The sequence below is a fragment of the Bradyrhizobium sp. genome (assembly GCF_049581145.1).
Classification (GTDB): domain Bacteria; phylum Pseudomonadota; class Alphaproteobacteria; order Rhizobiales; family Xanthobacteraceae; genus Bradyrhizobium.
On the sequence record NZ_JBAURI010000981.1, the window covers coordinates 1 to 16,848 of the forward strand.

Sequence of the window (16,848 nt, forward strand, 5' to 3'; positions counted from 1 at the left end):
AAGGCCGACACCGGCTTTCCGTAGGAAAATGCGACCGTCCAAGGACAACGGGGGCGTTTTCCGATTCTACGCAATCGGGAAACGCCTTGAGGACTGAAAACAGCGCCTTTCCAGCGAAGGGGGTTTAATTCGACATCCGGCATCGCCATATGGTTGTGTATGAACCAATGGCAAAAGCCCTTTACGCGAGAGCCGCCGAAGAGCAAGGCTGAGCTGCGCGAGATGCTGACCGAGGCCGTTCGCAACACGCAGCCCGAGCCCGAGAGCCCGCCGAGCACCAAACGAGATCGCGGTTAACGCTGGCGGCTCCGAACCCAGCCAGTTCAACGCTCATCATGTTCTCGGCGTCGAGCTCAGCCATCTTCAGGCCTCCTGCCAATTCGTTTGAAGACTTACAGCGCGGACGCTCGGTAGACCGGACACGCCGCGCTAGAACCTTTGCTTAGACGGCTGGCGCCTTCCGCGAGGCGGCGCCAGCACGCTTCGCGGCGGAAGCGTTAGTCGATCAGCAGGCCGATATGTTTGCCGAAGTTCAGCTCCAGATCGTTGTCCTGTTGCAATCCCATTCCCATGAGTCTGCCGATTTTCGCCTGAGTCTCTGGCCAAGTCGTAGTCCATACGAACGCTCGGTTGGATCCCCAGCGTTCAGCTTCAGACGGAACGCCAGCACGTGCGTTGACAGTCTTCTTCGCGAGTTCGAGGGCGCGCTTGTCGAAGTTGGATACCCGGCGGGCGAAATTATCGACAAACGCGTCGAGTTGGGCGTCGTGGATCGATCGATTTACCCAGCCATATTTTTCCGCGGTATCGGCATCGAAGTCGTCAGAGCCACAGAATATCTCGAGCGCTCGCGAGCGGCCTACCAGCGCCGGCAGCCACTCCGTGGCGCCGCCGCCTGGAACGACCGAGACACCGACCTCGGGCTGGGACAGGATGGCTTTCTCTTTGGAAGCAAAGCGGATATCGCAGGCGAGAGCTAGTTCCGAGCCGTGGCCTCGCGCTCGTCCCCTAAGCTTCGCGACACTGACGACGCGAGACTCCGCCAGGCGAGTCACGAACCCGGGCCAAGCGCCGAAATCGGCGGCTCCCGGCTGGTCGGGGATGGTTTCGCCGCGAACGATGTCGAAGTGCGCGATGAAATATTGCGGATTCGCGCTCTCGATAACGACGATCTTGATGTCCTTGTCGCCGTCGATCTTGTCCATCAGAACGTTGAACTCCGCGAACATCTCCGGATCGAAAAGATTGATTGGTGGGTTGTTGATCGAGACGTGCCAATAAGCGGGCGTTACTTGTTTGACGGTCAGGCGGTTGTGGTTGGCCATGTGATACTCCAATGAAGGGTTATCTGTCAGGACGGATGATGTTGGCTAATGGTCCTGATCGTAAATCTCGGTCATGGCATGCGCAGCTTGTCGCGAGCCGGTGCATACGCAGAGATCGTCGATCATCGAGAGCCTTTCCAGACTGGAATAGCCGGGCGGCAGGCCTGAGCCTCGGCCTCTCGACGCATAGTGCTCGAGCTGCCGCAACCAGTCATTTGGGGGCGTACTGCATTTCGCCGTTGCCGAAGGACCAGTTTTCCGGAGATACGTCCACCAGACTGATCCAGACATCTTGCTTGCGGATCCCTGTCTTTTCGTGGACGTCGTCTGCGATCCTGCGATAGAACGCTTTCTTCACGTCGACAGTTCGACCGGCATTCCAAGTGACCTGAATGAACACGATCTGCGATGTGTAGTTGATGCCGAGGTAGCCCTCTTTCGGGTAGACCAAGTCACCCGGCGCATGCGTCGAGACGATCACGAACTTGTCGTTGGCTGGGACTTTCGCGATCGATGTCATCGCGTCGTAGACAATGTCGCTGAGCTTCTGTCGGACTTCCGCAGGTATTGCAACGTCGACGTCGATCCTAACGAGTGGCATTTTCAGGCTCCCTATACGGTTGGCATCGCTTTTCGTCCTCGGCCCGATCTTCGATGCGAAGACATGCGCCGGTGATCGGGATTGGATCCGGTCCTAACGCTCAGCTGGAGCCAGCGCCGCCAACAAATCCGGTGTCGTCAGGATGGCGTGAGCGAACGTCGGACCATTCAGGTCGTGCGCCGCGTGCATGTGGTCGTGACTGAATGCGGCCGTCGCGTCGCGTACCAGGGTCACGTGATACCCCAATTCCATGGCAAAGCGGCCAGTGGACTCGATGCAGGTATTGGCAAGCAGTCCTACAGCGATGACATGCGTGATTCCGTGCTGCTTAAGCTGAAAATCGAGATCGGTATTGGCAAATCCGCTCTGCGCCCAGTGCTCTTTGATGATGATGTCATCAGCGTGCGGGATGAAATCAGGGTGCCACTCTCCGCCCCAGGTTCCGTTGGCGAACGGCTGCAGTTGCTGTAGCAGCTGCTGACTTGGGTTCGGATGATCCCAGCTCTCGTAATCGCCCGGTTCCCATCGGCGATGAGGAACGAAGAAGATCCGGACGCCGGCGGCTCTCGCACCCGCGACCACCGAACGGAGATGTTCGAGAAGACCGACTTCGTTCGCGACCTCCTTCACCATCGGCCAGATCTTTCCGCCGTCCGAGAGGAAATCATTGTAGGGATCCACCAACAGCAATCCGGTGCGTGACGCATCGTAGTGAGATTCTGACATTTGATACTCCTGGGTATGATTAACAATCGGTGCTACGAGGCGCGTCCGTTCGGCGTGTCGGGCTGTCCTGCCGGCCAGTCGTCACTGAAAAACCTCGATGCGTCATTTTCAGACTTGGCGGCGGGGCCCGACCATAGGATGCATCGGCCGGCGCCATGGCTCAGAGACGCAACGTCTCCTGCTTCGCACCGAGCCCCTTCAGATAGGACTGCAGGGGCGCAGGCAGGCTTTCAAACCATTCTTGTTCCTTGCCGGGCGGCGGCAAGACGTGGCCATATTCGACCATGTCCGTCGGCTCCAGATTGCACAGGTAGACCCATATCGACTCCTCTCGAATTTTGGCGATGGCGCTGACGTCTCTCATGATGCTGAGCATCAGCCGTCCGCGTACGTCCTCGGGCCGACCCGCGCGAATATCCCCGCGAATCCAGATGTGGTCGTCGGCCGGTTCACCGCCCAGGTAGCGTCTGGCCGACTCGGTTTCTTCGACGACGACTTGAACGAAGAAGGACGGAGCGCCCGTCGCTTCGCCATGGCGATGGCTGATCGCAACGGCAATCTGGTTCTTCTGCTCGTCGCTCAGCAATTTTGCTGGAACGGCGCACACGTAAGTCGGCATGGATCTCTCCTTGGTTAGGGCTACGTGTGCGCAGCGGCGTTGAGCACATCGCCGGGCGTTATCGGGAGACGGCGAAGACGGAGGCCCGTGGCCGCGAAGATCGCGTTTCCGATCGCCGGTGCAATGACCGTGGTCGGCGGTTCTCCCAGGCCCATCGGCGCCTCGGTGCTCTCGACGAAAGCGATGTCGAATTCGGGAACATCGCTGATGCGCACCGGTGTGTAGGTGTCCAGATTGGTGTCGCGAACCTTGCCGTTGGCGAAGTCCGTTCCCTCATGGAGCGCCATACTGAGGCCCCAGAGCATGGCGCCCTCGGCCTGGGCGCGCGCACCGTCCGGATCGATGATGCTGCCGGCATCGATGTCGAGCCAAAGCTTGCGCACGGAGACGACGCCCGTCTTTCGGTCAACCTCGACCTCCGCGGCGCAAGCGCACCAGGTCGGCATCTCGCGCTCCTGCCCGAAAGAGCTGGCGAGGCCCACCCCGGTGTTGGCGGGCAGTTGGCGGCCCCATCCGGCCCGTTGCGCGACCCTTCGCAGCACGTTCGCTTGGCGGTGCGCCCCGCCAACGGCATTCGGCGCGGACCCGGCATTGATGCCGCGACCGGTAAAGCGGCCGAGACGAAATTCGAGCGGATCCTGGCCGATCTCGTGGGCGGCCTCGTCGATGAAAGATTCGAGCGCCCAATTGGTCCAGCCCGGCGCCACCGCCCGGAGCCAACCCGGACGGAAGCTCTTCTGGGCCAGGTCGTTATTGATCGCGCGCACGCGGGACACGCCCATATCGTACCAGTGGTCGGCACCCGCGATCGAGAACGGATCGTAGAGCGCGCCGTTCGTTCCCTTGACGAGCCCAACTGGGACCATCGCCTTGGTCGGCCAGCCAGCAACGGCCGCGTGATCCATCGCCACGGGCTTCTGGTCGGCATCGAAACCGATCCTCAGCGTCTGCACGGTCGGCGAGCGGATCGAGTCAAGCACGGAATCGTCTGCGCGGGTCAGGATCATCTTCACCGGCCGGCTCAGCGCCTTGGCGGCCAGCGCTGCGGGGACACTATAGTCACCGTTCAGCCGGCGCCCAAACCCGCCGCCGATAAGGTAGGATCGCATGACGATCTTCTCGGGCGGCAGCGCCAAAGCCTTGGAAAGTACCGGCAGGATGAAGCTCTGCGCCTGGTTGCCGGTGTGGATCTCCATCACGCCGTCCCTCTCGAACGCCAAGGCATTCACCGGCTCGAGTTGAAAGTGGAGCACGCCGGCGGTGGTGTAGGTCGCCTCGATGGTCGACTTGGCTTGGCTGAAAGCAGCGACCACGTCTCCGCCCCCGGTATCGAGGACGGCGCCGGCCCCTGGATCAGCGATGAGCGCGGCGGCATGCGCCTGCAGATCCTTGTCCGAGACATGAGCGGTCTCATCATTTTGCCAAGAGACCTGCACCAAATCGGTGGCCCGGACCGCCGCTGGATAGGTCTCGGCGATCACCATGACCCAGCCCGGAACGGTGCCGGACGGATCGTCGAGCACGATGCTGCGGAGATAGCCCTTCACCTTGCGCGCGGCCGTGTCGTCGACCGAAAGTACCTTGGAGCCGTAGCGCGTCGGCGGCAGCTTCGGCCGCGCGTAGAGCATGCCATCGACCTCGGCGTCGATGCCGTAAACCGCCTGGCCCTTGGTCTTGGGCGGGATGTCGAGCGCGCGTGTAGGCTTCCCGATCAGCGTGCGCTTGTCGGGAGTCTTGATCTTCAGGTTCTTGAGATCATCGGCGCTGAAGCGCCGGGACAGGTCGCCTCGGCGTACGATCTCGCCGTACCCGATCGAGCGATCTCCGGCCTCCACGCGGCCCTGACGGGCGACGCAGTCCTGCGGGCCGACGCCAAGCAGCTTGGCGCCTTCCTCGATGAGGGTCATGCGGCCCGCCGCCCCGGCTTGGCTGAAAATCGGGTACGTGGACCAGACCGAGGTGCTGCCGCCGGTGATCATGGGCCCCCACTTCGGGTCGGTATCTACGCTCACGAGCCGTACCTGGCTCCAGTCCGCATCGAGCTCTTCGGCAAGAATGCGCGCGAGCGCTGTTCCGATGTGTTGCCCCATCTCGGCTTTGGCGATATTGATCGAGATGACGCCGTTCGTATCGATGCTGAACCAGATGGTCGGCTGGAACAGGGGACCGCCCGGATCCTTGAAAGGATCCGGAAGAGGCAGGACATTGGCTGCCCTGGCCGGAGGCGCGAATCCGAACACGGCGCTCGCCGCAATGCTCGCAATGAGGAAACTCCTGCGCGAGAGCGCCAACTCAGGGCTGAGGCGCAGCGGCCTATTCATGGTTCACCTTCCCGACGGACATGGCAGCGGCTGCCTTGATCGCAGCGCGGATCCGGGGATAGGTCATGCAGCGGCAAAGGTTGCCCGACATCACCGCGTCGATGTCGGCATCCGTCGGCGCCGGAAAATCCCGCAGGAGAGCCACGGCCTGCATGATTTGCCCCGATTGGCAATAGCCGCATTGCGGCACCTGCAAATCGCGCCATGCTTGCTGAACCGGATGATCGCCGTCGGGATGCAGCCCCTCGATCGTCGTGATCTCCGCGCCGTGGACGGCGCGGAGCGGAGTAATGCAGGAGCGTGTCGGTCGGCCGCCGACATGGACCGTGCAAGCCCCGCACATGCCTATTCCGCAGCCGAACTTCGTGCCCTTCAGACCGATCTCGTCGCGGATGACCCAGAGCAGCGGCGTATCGGTTTCTTCCGCGACGCTGGCGGAACGTCCGTTGATCCGAAAATTTGTGGCCATGTCAGCCTACTCCTTTTCCCTGTGCACGGATTTCACCGACGGTCTTCTCGAGGTGCGGCCACGGCGGCTCGTTGGTACGGGTGCGGCGAAGGTAGGCGGCGATCCGAGCAACTTCGGCATCGCTGAAGCCCGTACCGAACGCAGGCATCACCAGCCCGGGTGCACCTTCCGTTGCGTCAATCCCAAACAGGATCACGCAGATCAGGTTAGCTGGATCGGCAAGATGAGCGGCGCTGTTCAACGCAAGATCGGGGCGGTTCGGGTTGATGCCGGCCGAACCGTTGTAATGGCAGGATGCACAAGCGGCGACATATAGCCGGCCATCGGGATCGAGCTGACGACCAGTGCTGGTCGCATCGATCCGCAGGGCCTCGCTCGTGGCCGTCGCAACGGCTTGAGGTCGTGCATCACCGCCGCTGAGTGAAGCGACATAGCGCACGAGCGCGTCCCGATCTGCCGCCGACAGGGCGACCAGCCCATGCGCAGCCGGCGACATCGGACCGGAGGGGGTGCCGTGAAAGCGGCTGAGCCCCTGGAACAGGTAGGCGTGGAGTTCGTCGGACGTCCAAGGCACTGGCGATGGATTCGCGGCAGTGAGTGGCGGCGCAAACCAGCCGTCGACCGACGCACCCGTGTAGCGTGAAGCGCCGCCCCGTTCCGCGCCAAGCGGATTGCGCGGCGTATGGCAAGCCGAGCAGTGGCTCAATGCTTCGGCGATATACGCGCCCCGATTCCACTGGGCGTCGTGATCCGCTGACGGCTCAAACCTTCCTGACCTAAAGAACAGCAGCTTCCAACCGGCCTGCAACGCCCGGATTCCCAGCGGGAACAGCAGTTCATTCGGGTGAGCCGGCGCGTGGACGGCCGGTCGCGTCATCATGAAAGCGTAGATGGCGTCGACATCATCATCGCTGATCTTGGTGAAGTGATCGTACGGAAAACCCGGAAATAGATGGGAGCCGTCCCTGGCGACGCCTTCGTGCATGGCCCGCCGGAAGGCCTCCTTCGACCACGCCCCAATGCCGGTCTCCCGGTCCGGCGAGATATTTGTCGAGTAGAGCGTGCCGAATGGGCTCCTCATGGCGTAGCCGCCGCCATAGGGCTGGCCGCCTTCAACGCTGTGGCAGGTGGAGCAATATCCTATCGAGGCCAGCATCGCCCCGCGCGCGACCACATCCGGGCTGAAGCTCGAAGGAAGTGGCGTGGCGACTTCTGGGATTGCCGGACGCCAAGCGAGCGCGGCGAATCCAATCAATCCGACCACGGTCGCCCCGGCTGCATACAGTGCCCACCTTCGGAAGGTTCGGCCGTTCATTCGTGAGGATAGTGAGGCGGTATTCGACACGTTCGTCTCTCCGGCGACCACTGGCTTGAGCGGTTCGAAGACCCGCCAGCGGCTGGGCATTCGCTGTTTCGCGGTTCAAGCTACTGCGCGTCATCCGAGACGCGAATGTCGAATATCCGACAATTTAGGACAGACTATTCGGACGGCCTAAATCGTCGCTTATTCGGCATTTTCGGTCAGTCCAGCTGCCCCTATCGTTCCCGGTGATCGCAATCGTTCGCTGCGAGCGCGTGGGGCTCCGCGTCACCTTCATCAATCGGCCCCCGACCAACCACCGTGGAGCGGCTCCCGTTTGCTCGAACTGGTAGATGAGGGAATGGACGGACAATGGACGCTTTGACGCTTGCGAGAGCCCAGTTCGCATTCACCGTCTCATTTCACTTCATATTTCCCTCGTTCTCGATCGGTCTCGCAAGTTATCTGGTCGTGCTGGAAGCGCTGTGGATGCGGACCGGAAGCGGTATCTACGCAAACCTGTACAGCTGCTGGCTGAAGATCTTCGCGGTCGTGTTCGGTATGGGCGTCGTGTCCGGCCTTGTGTTGTCCGATGAATTCGGCACGAACCGGAGCGTCTTTTCCGCCAAGGCAGGTCCAATAATCGGACCGCTCATGGCGTACGAAGTGATGACGGCATTTTTTCTCGAAGCCGGCTTCCTCGGTGTCATGCTGTTCGGCATCAAATAAGTCGGCAAAGGGGTTCTTTTTTTGCCACCTGCATGGTGGCCTTGGGGACATTGCTTTCGGCGACGTGGATCATCAGCGCCAATAGCTGGATGCACACGCCGAGCGGCTTCGCCGTCAACCAACAAGGTCAGTTTGTGCCTGCCGGCTCCTGGCGGCCGATTATCTTCAACCCGAGCTTTCCCTACCGCCTTGTTCACACGGTGCTCGGTACCTTCCTCACGACCGCGCTTGTCGTTAGTGCAGTCAACGCATGGCACTTGCTGAAAAATCGCGGCAATTTGGAGCACGGAAGGCCTTTTCCATGGCGACCGGGATGATCGCATTTGTCGCTCCGCTTCAAATTCTGGCGGGTGACACACAGGGGTTGAACACTCTCAAATACCAGCCCGCCAAAGTCCTGGCGATGGAAGGCGACTTCGAGCGTAGCCCGAATGGTGCGCCGCTCATTCTATTCGGCCTGCCGAGCAACACCGACGCGGAAGTTCACTACAAGCTAGCGATTCCGAAACTGGGCTCGTTGATCCCTCGGCACGATCCCGACGCAGCGCTCCCCGGCCTGGAAGATTTTCCCCGCGATCAATGGCCTCCAAGTCCTGTCATATTCTGGTCGTTCCGCATCATGGTCGGCCTTGGGCTTGCAATGTTGGGCGGCCTGTGCACGTTGGCTGCGCGCGGTTGCGCGGCCGTCTGTTCGAATGGCGTTGGCTTCACCGCATAGCGATCCTTTTGGGACCCGCCGGCCTTGTCGCCGTCATCGCTGGCTGGGTAACGACTGAGGTAGGACGTCAACCCTTCACGATTTGTGGACTGCTGCTCACTGCCGATTCGCATTCACCGATCGCGGCACCGGCAGTCGCGACATCTTTGCTGGCGCTCATCGTCATCTATTTCGTCGTGTTCGGAGCAGGCATTTTCTACTTGCTTCGCTTAATGGCTACGCCGCCCCAAGCTCATGAAGCAGAACCGCCGCAGGTACCGTTACGGGCTGCTGGCATCACGCCTGCGCCGGCCGTGATCGAAACACAAACAAGAGGGTGACATCATGGAGTACCCACTGATGATCGCCATGCTTCTGGGACTCATCTTTCGCGGCGTAGCGTTTGAGTTCCGGTGGCGCGAGACACGGCATCGCAGAGTTTGGGATATCGCCTTCGCGTCTGGATCGATCGTAGCTGCCCGCAAGCCAAGGCATCATCGTCGGCGCGATCACGCAGGGCATCCGGGTGTCGAGCGGAGCTTATGTCGGGGGTTGGCTGGATTGGCTTAGCCCGTTCAGCGTTCTGACCGGCTGCGCCCTCGTGGCCGGGTACGCGCTATCGGGTTCAACGTGGCTGATCTGGAAGACGGGCGGCGCAGTGCAACGGCGAAACCGCCGCTTCGCGCTTCCGCTCGGCGCGGCTAGCCGCGTGCGTCTGCGCTTAAGATGCGCCCACCCAAGCGATCGCGTGCTTCAAAGAGTTGGAAATCGACGCCCGCCTCGTGCAGCCGACGTGCCGCGACGAGGCCGGCGAGACCGCCTCCAACGATGGCAACTTGGGTATTCATCAAGGTGCACCTCGAACTGAAATCAGTGCGTGCGGGATGAAGGGGGGTGCATCCCGCACGCACTCGCCGTCGGCGCGTAGGCCTTACGCCGATGGCGACATATCGATCGGGTCGAAAACGCGCGCCGTGTAGGTAAGCGCCGCGCCGGCATTCGGCGCCACGGCTGCGCCCAGCGCTTCTGCGATCTCTTCCTTGGGCGCGCCATGGCCGTTCATACGCCTCGCTACGATTCTACGACTAGTTTCGCCTCGAGCCGTACGGGCATGGCGATGTTGAAGCGATTTGGTGAAAGTCGAATAACCGATTGATGTATGGCCTCAAATTGCTCGAGGGTTCCATCCCCGCTGATGCGCACTATGTAGTAGAGCGCATCGTATCCAGGCTTTACCCGGGGGTCGATATTTAGGAAGCCACGCAGATCCAATTCGCCGGTCGTTTCGATCTCGAGTTTCGTCAGGGTCACGTTGGCGGCAGCGGCGGCGGTCACGTACCCGACCAGCATGCAGGCATTCAGAGCTGCCATCAACAATTCCTGAGGATTTGGCGCCGAGTTCTTTCCCAACAGTTGCGCAGGTTCATCGGCCGCGATGACAAAGTCACGGTCGTAGGCTGTTCCCCCGAGATGCAGGGGCTTTACACGGGACTCGGATCGCGTTTGGCCAGCCCAAGACGTCAGAACGTTGAAACTCACCAGACCTTTTGCCGGATCGGCTGCAATGGCGGAAATGGTCTCCCGCAATGCCGGCACGTCGATTCCATTCACGATTGACATAATTTCTTTTCCTTTCTTATTGGCGGCCGGCGGTCACGCCGCCATCGACCGGAAGCACCGCGCCAGTGATCCAGGAAGCCTGCTCGGAGGCGAGGAAGAGTATGGCCTCGGCGACGTCACGCGGCTGGCCGTTGCGGCCGATCGGATGGAAGGCGTTGAAGGTGGGCAGCGTCTCCTTGACCTGCTCATCAGTCATGAAGGTGTTGTAGACCGGCGTCTCGACCACGGCAGGGGCCACGGCGTTGATGCGAATTTTGTATTGAGCTAGCTCAATCGCGAGATTGCGCACCATCGCGTGGACGCCCGCATTGGCAGCGGAATAGGCGGCGGAAGGGGTCGCGCCGATCGCTTGGATCGCCCACATCGAGCCGGTCTGGACTATCGCACCACCCTTGGCCTTCATCGCCTTGGCTGCCGCTTGGGCGGTGAAGAACTTGCCTTTCAGGATCGTGTCCAAATACCAATCGTAGTCGGCCTCGGTCAGTTCGAGGAACGACTTCGGATTGAACACGCCGGCATTGTTGACCAGCACATCCAGGCCGCCGAACTTCGAGACCGCCGTATCGACAAGTGCGGCGCCCGTAGCAGGGATGGCGATGTCGCCGGCCGAAATGATGACCTTCTCACCGGTCGGATCGATTTCGCGAGCCGCCGCCTCAAGCTTCGCCGCGTCGCGACCGTTGATGACCACTCGCGCGCCCTCAGCGATGAACCGGGCAGCGGCTTCCTTACCGATACCTGATCCGCCGCCCGTTACCGCAACTACCTTGCCTTGGAACCGTGTCATATTAAGCTCCCTATCTAACGTTAGGTAAGGCCATCTAGCACTTGCTCGGCGGCCCCGCAAGACTTATCTAACGACAGGTAAGTGATTTTATGATGGAGAGTCGGGATGTCAGACACCGTCGAGGCGATCCTAGATGTGACCGAACGGCGAATCCGCGAGGCGGGCTATCACGGCTTCAGCTTCCGGACCGTCGCCGCCGAGGTAGGAGTAAAGGGCGCCAGCGTGCACTATCACTTCTCGTCCAAGGATGCCCTCGCTGCGGCGGTCACCCGTCGATACAACGAGCGCATAGCGAAAGCGGTCGACGAGCAGATCAAGTCCGGCACCGATGTCGTGCAAGCTTGGCGCAATGTGTTCCGGGAAGCGCTGACTGATGGCACGCGCATGTGCCTGTGCGGTGCGCTCGGCGTAACCCTGAGCGATCTCTCGCCGGAAGTCGTTGCCGAAGTAAAACGCTTCTTCGATCTCGCGATCAACAGCCTAGTCGCGGGTGGGCTGAAGCGGACGCGCGCGGTTGCAGTATTGGCGACTCTGGAGGGAGCAATCTTGGTGGCCAGTGTTCGCGGGGATGTTTCAACCTTTGACGAAGCAACAGCCGCGCTTCGTTGATCTAGAACATTGGCGAGGCATATCCGTGTGTTTGAGAGGACGTCGATAGCCTCACAAGTGGATATCGCAAAGATGTTGAACGCCTGCTCTTCGAAGAATCGTTTCGTCAGATATCGTTAGGCGGATTGCAGCAGATTTTTGCGAGCCTAATCTACACTCTCGTGTTCGTCAGCCTCGTTATGGATGTCGATCGATTCCAGCCGCGCATTGCGCCTGAGCACTTGCGGCGGCTGGCCGAAGGCCCGCAAGAATGCACGCCGCATGTGATCGCGGTCGCTAAACCCGGTTTGGCGAGCCACCTCATCGATCGAGTGGCGGCTCTGCTCCATGAGGTTGCGCGCGCCCTCGACCCGAAGATTTTCGATTGCCTTGGCCGGAGACTGACCCGTCTCGGCGTGAAATGCCCTGCTGAACTGCCGCGGGCTGAGACGAGCTGCCTCGGCCAAGTCGGGGACGGTCAGGGGCTTGTGAAGATTGTCCCGCGCATAGGCAAGCGCTGCCTGAATGCGGTCCGACTTCGGAGACAGTTCGAGCAGCGTGGAAAATTGCGATTGGCCGCCGCCGCGGCGATGATAGACGACGAGCTTGCGCGCCACCGCCTTTGCAAGTTCAGGACCGAGGTCGTTCTCAATGAGCGCCAGCCCGAGGTCGACGCCGGCGGTCATGCCGGCTGAGGTCCAGATCGGACCGTCGTTGATGAAGATGCGGTCCTCCTCCATCTTCATCAACGGGTAATTTCGCTGCAGGTCTCGTGCGTGCAGCCAGTGCGTGGTGGCGCGCCGCCCGTTCAGAAGTCCGGCCTCGGCCAGCACGAAGGCACCGGTGCATACCGACGCTATGCGTCGGTGGCGTTTTGGAGCGTCGCGCACAAAGGCGATCAGACCCGGCGTAGATGGCTCCGGATAGGTTGCACCGCCGACGACGAGCGTATCGAACGGCTTTTCCGTGAACATCTCCGTCTGAAGCGTCATCCCGGCCGATGTCTTGACCGGGCCACCGTTCTCGGAGACGAAGTGGAGGTCGTAAGGCTTTGGATCGACCATCGAATTCGCGACTTCGAAGCCTGCCGTGACGGCAAGCGCCATCAGCGAATACCCGGGGTAAACAAGGAAAGCGATGTCGCGCATGGTGGATGTCCAGTGTCCTAAATATCCGTTTATATGACATTTGAGACTTGATGATGCAACCGTACTTTCTGTCTGCACGCTCAATCTCGAGCGCCAAGGACGGAGAACACCATGAGCAATCAGTCCCCCAAAGGAGGCGCCCTCGTCACAGGGGCATCTTCCGGCATCGGCGCCATCTACGCCGATCGGCTCGCCAGGCGCGGCTATGACCTGATCCTGGTCGCGCGCAACAAAGATCGTCTCGATTCGATAGCCAGCCGATTGCGGCTCGAGACCGGTCGCCAAGTCACGGCGCTCCAAGCCGACCTGAACGATAAGGCCGCCTTGGCCAAGGTCGAGGCGGTCCTTCGCGAAGATCCGAGCATCACCATGCTGGTGAACAACGCCGGCGTCGGCTCGGTCGCTTCGATCCTGCAAGCCAACGTCGACAAGATGGAGGCGATGATCGACCTCAACATCACCGCCCTTACCCGCTTGACGTATGCCGCCGCCCCGGCCTTCGTTTCACGCGGCGCCGGCACGATCATCAACATCTCGTCGGTGGTCGGGATCGCGGCGGAAGCCCTGAACGGCGTCTACAGCGCGTCGAAGTCCTACGTGCTGAGCTTCGGCCATTCGCTGCAGAAGGATCTGGCCGAAAAGGGCGTCCGCGTTCAGACAGTGCTGCCGGGCGCCACCGCCACGGAATTTTGGGACATCGCCGGCTATGCGCCGCAGAAGTCCTCCGAAATCACCATGCGAGCCGAGGACCTTGTCGATGCGGCGTTGGCCGGCCTCGATGCCGGTGAGACGGTGACCATCCCTGGCCTTCACGAGGGCGAGGCATGGACCCGATGGGAGCAGGAGCGGCGCGACCTGTCCCCGAAGTTCCGTAACTCGAAACCCGCTCCGCGCTACCACGTGGCCTGACGGGCTTCACCCATCAAACCGGGCGTCCGTCCCTTAAAGGCGGCTTCCCTTCAACTGAAATGTTTTTCCGCAAACTCGGCGGCGCCCTTGCGCTCGCCCCAGCAATGGTGACTCCAATGACCACTTCCGCGCAATCCAAAGGCAAAGTCCTCGTCGTGATGTCGAGCGCCAACGCGCTCGATCTGAAGGACGGCAAGATCTACAAGACCGGCTACTATCTGAACGAGTTTGTGGTCCCCTACCGCAAGCTGGTCGAGGCCGGCTATGAGCCGGTGATCGCCAATCCGAAGGGCGACCTGCCGGCGATGGACGTCAAATCCAACAACGCGATGTTCTTCGGCGGCGACGACGCCGCTCGGGCCGCGGCGGTGAAGTACGCCGAGGGTCTCGAGCAGCTCAAGCATCCGAAGACGCTGGCTTCCGTGGTCGCGGAGGGCACCAACGGATACGTAGGCCTGTTCATCCCCGGCGGGCACGCGCCGATGGTCGACCTGCTCAAGGACAAGAACCTCGGCAAGATCCTGACCAGCTTCCATGAGTCCGGTCGTCCGACCGGCATCATCTGTCATGGACCGATCGCGCTGCTGTCGGCGCTTCCCGATCCGGACGCGTTCATCGCCTCGATGATCGCGGGCGACGGCAAGGCGAACGGTCTGACGAAGGGCTGGCCGTACGCCGGCTACCGCGTGACCATCTTCTCGACCGGTGAAGAGCAAGCGCTGGAAGGCCCGAACGGTCTGGGCGGAAACGTCCAGTTCTACCCGGTGAACGCACTCGCCGAGGCCGGCGCCCGCGTCGAGAGCATCGCCAACTGGCACAGCAACGTGGTGGTCGATCGCGAGCTGATCACCGGGCAGCAGCCGATGTCGGCACCGGAGTTCGGCGATACCCTGGTCGCCAAACTGAAACAGCACGCTCAACGCTGAAAGTTTTGCTGGCCCTCATGCTCCGGCGTTCCAGCCAAGCCGATGCCGGAGCAGCCGGCTTCTCGTCCAATAGACCTACGTTGCGAAGTCCCCGATATCAGCCTGTCGGCATACGCTCTTCGCCGCGAAGACCGGGATCTCGGCCAAGACCGTCGGGCTGATCGAACCGACGCAATCCGCACCGAACAAACCGAGACGACGAACTTTCATAGAATTGTTTTCGGTCTCGCACAAAGGCCGCCCATCTTCCTCGCGTGGGCCGCCCGTATTCCAAGTCTTCACGACGCCCGATCGCGGCACGGCGCGTATCCACACCGTGAAAATATATCAATCGAACACGTTACCTCGCCTGAGTCTCGAAAGCAGCACAGAATTTCAAAACGGCGTGCGGATTTCCAAATGCGCCCGGAAACCCGCACGAGAACAAAGCTGTTTCTGCAGAGAATTCAGCGTATTAGATCTTGGCTGGGGCGGGAGGGATCGAACCTCCGAATGGCGGAATCAAAATCCGCTGCCTTACCGCTTGGCTACGCCCCAACTGGCCGTTCCCAGGCAAACGGCGGCAGCACAAGATACCGCAGATTCCCGTCCGGCCCAGCCGGTCTATAGAGACCGCTCCGTCATTTCAACAGGCGAGAGGCGGCAATGTCTCCCCGCATGAAACGCGGAAGAGGCGATCCGGGCTCAGGAATTTCTGCCGCTTCGCCCACTCCCTTGCAGCCATCCGGGAGTTGAGAGAACGCGGCTTTCGTGGGAATACGGCAGCCGGCTCCCCGCAGCCCCCTGAAACGAGGCCCTGCCATGACCTACCGCGCGCCGATCAACGACATGCTGCTTGCGCTCAACCATGGCGCGGGCCTCAAGGCTGCGGTCGAGGCCGGCCATTACGGCGATTTCGATGCCGACATCACCACGGCGGTGCTGGAGGAAGCCGGCAGATTCGCCTCGGACGTGCTGGCGCCGCTCAACCGGGTCGGCGACCAGCACGGCGTCAGGCTCGATGCCGGCAAGGTGACCACCGCGCCCGGCTGGCCCGACGCCTACCGGCAATGGACGGCGGCAGGCTGGAACGCGGTCTCGGGTTCGGAAGCGTTCGGCGGCCAGGGCCTGCCGCTTGCGATCAACGCGGCCTGCACCGAGATCTGGAGCGCGTCGAACGTCGCCTTCGGGCTCTGCCCGCTGCTCACGCTCTCCGCGATCGAGGCGCTCGACGCCCATGGCAGCGACGAATTGAAGCGGATCTATCTCGAAAAGCTCGTCTCCGGCGAATGGACCGGCACCATGCAGCTCACCGAGCCGCAGGCCGGCTCCGATGTCGGCGCGCTGCGCAGTCGCGCCGAGCGCGCACCCGACGGCAGCTATCGCATCAAGGGCACGAAGATCTTCATCACCTATGGCGACCACGACATGACCGACAACATCGTGCATTTCGTGCTGGCGCGACTGCCCGATGCGCCCGCGGGCACTAGGGGCATTTCGCTGTTCCTGATCCCGAAATTCCTGGTCAATGCCGACGGCTCGCTCGGCGAACGCAACGACATCTTTGCCAGCGGCATCGAGCACAAGCTCGGCATGCATGCCTCGCCGACCTGCACCATGACGATGGGCGACCGCGGCGGCGCGATCGGCTATCTGATCGGCGAGGAAAACCGCGGCATGCAATGCATGTTCACGATGATGAACCAGGCGCGGCTCGGCGTCGGCCTCGAAGGCGTCGGCGTCGCCGACCGCGCCTATCAGCAGGCGCTGGCCTACGCGCAGGAGCGCCGGCAGGGCCGCGCCGTCGGCAAGACAGGCGATGGCTCCGACCCGATCTTCGTCCATCCCGACGTCAGGCGGATGCTGCTGCAGATGCGGGCGCTGACGGCTGCGGCCCGCACCATCTGCTACGCGACCGCGGTGGCGCTCGATGTTGCCGCACGTGCCACGGATCCGAAGGTGCGCGCGGACGCGGCCGCCCGCGGCGCGCTGCTGACGCCGATCGCGAAGGCCTTCTCCACAGACATCGGCAACGACGTCGCCTATCTCGGCGTGCAGGTTCATGGCGGCATGGGTTTCATCGAGGAGACCGGCGCCGCGCAGC

General features: G+C 61.7%; 15 protein-coding genes, 1 tRNA gene and 3 pseudogenes. 6 read left to right on the top strand and 13 right to left on the bottom strand.

Annotation, left to right across the window (positions count from 1 at the left end):
• Nucleotides 1–497: 497 nt before the first annotated feature.
• From WCB02_RS31950 to WCB02_RS31980, 7 genes are all read right to left on the bottom strand, one after another.
• Nucleotides 498–1,325, bottom strand: coding sequence for an enoyl-CoA hydratase/isomerase family protein (locus WCB02_RS31950; RefSeq protein WP_423964510.1), 828 nt, complete (start codon nt 1,323–1,325; stop codon nt 498–500).
• Between the two features lie 211 nt (nt 1,326–1,536).
• Complete coding sequence (locus WCB02_RS31955; protein WP_423964512.1) at nt 1,537–1,926, bottom strand: tautomerase family protein; 390 nt, start codon at nt 1,924–1,926, stop codon at nt 1,537–1,539.
• Nucleotides 1,927–2,019: 93 nt separating this feature from the next.
• Nucleotides 2,020–2,652, bottom strand: a complete 633-nt coding sequence (locus tag WCB02_RS31960; protein ID WP_423964515.1) for an isochorismatase family cysteine hydrolase — start codon at nt 2,650–2,652, stop codon at nt 2,020–2,022.
• A gap of 160 nt (nt 2,653–2,812) precedes the next feature.
• The gene (locus WCB02_RS31965) at nt 2,813–3,271 is read right to left on the bottom strand and encodes a tautomerase family protein (protein ID WP_423964518.1); all 459 of its coding nucleotides are present in this window, start codon (nt 3,269–3,271) and stop codon (nt 2,813–2,815) included.
• Between the two features lie 20 nt (nt 3,272–3,291).
• The gene (locus WCB02_RS31970) at nt 3,292–5,592 is read right to left on the bottom strand and encodes a molybdopterin cofactor-binding domain-containing protein (RefSeq protein WP_423964520.1); all 2,301 of its coding nucleotides are present in this window, start codon (nt 5,590–5,592) and stop codon (nt 3,292–3,294) included.
• Nucleotides 5,585–6,061: a (2Fe-2S)-binding protein gene (locus WCB02_RS31975; RefSeq protein ID WP_423964522.1), complete on the bottom strand. Its 477-nt coding sequence runs from the start codon at nt 6,059–6,061 to the stop codon at nt 5,585–5,587. Before WCB02_RS31975 ends, WCB02_RS31970 begins: the two co-directional genes overlap by 8 nt.
• Nucleotide 6,062: 1 nt before the next feature.
• A complete protein-coding gene (locus tag WCB02_RS31980) occupies nt 6,063–7,325 on the bottom strand; it encodes a c-type cytochrome (RefSeq protein WP_423964524.1) in 1,263 nt (420 codons plus the stop codon).
• A gap of 408 nt (nt 7,326–7,733) precedes the next feature.
• On the opposite strand from WCB02_RS31980, the pseudogene WCB02_RS31985 reads away from it, so the two are divergent.
• Nucleotides 7,734–9,128 (top strand): annotated as a pseudogene (locus WCB02_RS31985) (cytochrome ubiquinol oxidase subunit I).
• Nucleotides 9,129–9,138: 10 nt separating this feature from the next.
• Nucleotides 9,139–9,493 (top strand): annotated as a pseudogene (locus tag WCB02_RS31990) (cytochrome d ubiquinol oxidase subunit II); the annotation flags it as partial.
• On the opposite strand, the pseudogene WCB02_RS31995 reads toward WCB02_RS31990, so the two are convergent.
• The 4 genes and pseudogenes from WCB02_RS31995 to WCB02_RS32010 form a co-directional block, all read right to left on the bottom strand.
• A pseudogene (locus WCB02_RS31995) lies at nt 9,492–9,635 on the bottom strand (NAD(P)-binding protein); the annotation flags it as partial. The pseudogenes WCB02_RS31990 and WCB02_RS31995 overlap by 2 nt on opposite strands.
• Nucleotides 9,636–9,718: 83 nt before the next feature.
• Complete coding sequence (locus WCB02_RS32000) at nt 9,719–9,850, bottom strand: hypothetical protein (protein WP_423964526.1); 132 nt, start codon at nt 9,848–9,850, stop codon at nt 9,719–9,721.
• 8 nt (nt 9,851–9,858) lie between these two features.
• Nucleotides 9,859–10,407 carry an OsmC family protein gene (locus WCB02_RS32005; protein WP_423964529.1) on the bottom strand — a complete coding sequence of 183 codons (549 nt, stop codon included), beginning with the start codon at nt 10,405–10,407 and terminating at the stop codon, nt 9,859–9,861.
• 16 nt (nt 10,408–10,423) lie between these two features.
• Complete coding sequence (locus tag WCB02_RS32010) at nt 10,424–11,194, bottom strand: SDR family NAD(P)-dependent oxidoreductase (protein ID WP_423964533.1); 771 nt, start codon at nt 11,192–11,194, stop codon at nt 10,424–10,426.
• Nucleotides 11,195–11,299: 105 nt separating this feature from the next.
• Here WCB02_RS32010 and WCB02_RS32015 point away from each other — a divergent pair, with 105 nt between their 5' ends.
• Nucleotides 11,300–11,803: a TetR/AcrR family transcriptional regulator gene (locus WCB02_RS32015; RefSeq protein WP_423964535.1), complete on the top strand. Its 504-nt coding sequence runs from the start codon at nt 11,300–11,302 to the stop codon at nt 11,801–11,803.
• A gap of 146 nt (nt 11,804–11,949) precedes the next feature.
• On the opposite strand, the gene WCB02_RS32020 is transcribed toward WCB02_RS32015, so the two are convergent.
• Entirely contained in the window at nt 11,950–12,930 is a 981-nt protein-coding gene (locus tag WCB02_RS32020; protein ID WP_423964537.1) for a GlxA family transcriptional regulator, read from the bottom strand.
• A 111-nt stretch (nt 12,931–13,041) separates the two neighbouring features.
• Between WCB02_RS32020 and WCB02_RS32025 the strand changes: the two genes are divergently transcribed.
• Both WCB02_RS32025 and WCB02_RS32030 read left to right on the top strand, forming a co-directional pair.
• Nucleotides 13,042–13,839, top strand: coding sequence for an SDR family NAD(P)-dependent oxidoreductase (locus WCB02_RS32025; protein ID WP_423964539.1), 798 nt, complete (start codon nt 13,042–13,044; stop codon nt 13,837–13,839).
• Nucleotides 13,840–13,955: 116 nt separating this feature from the next.
• On the top strand, nt 13,956–14,765 hold the full coding sequence (locus tag WCB02_RS32030; protein WP_423964543.1) for a type 1 glutamine amidotransferase domain-containing protein: 810 nt from the start codon (nt 13,956–13,958) through the stop codon (nt 14,763–14,765).
• A 462-nt stretch (nt 14,766–15,227) separates the two neighbouring features.
• Here WCB02_RS32030 and WCB02_RS32035 read toward each other — a convergent pair.
• Nucleotides 15,228–15,302 (bottom strand) — tRNA-Gln (locus WCB02_RS32035).
• A 264-nt stretch (nt 15,303–15,566) separates the two neighbouring features.
• Between WCB02_RS32035 and WCB02_RS32040 the strand changes: the two genes are divergently transcribed.
• Nucleotides 15,567–16,848: acyl-CoA dehydrogenase family protein (locus tag WCB02_RS32040; protein ID WP_423964546.1), on the top strand; the 1,282-nt coding region annotated here is incomplete at its 3' end.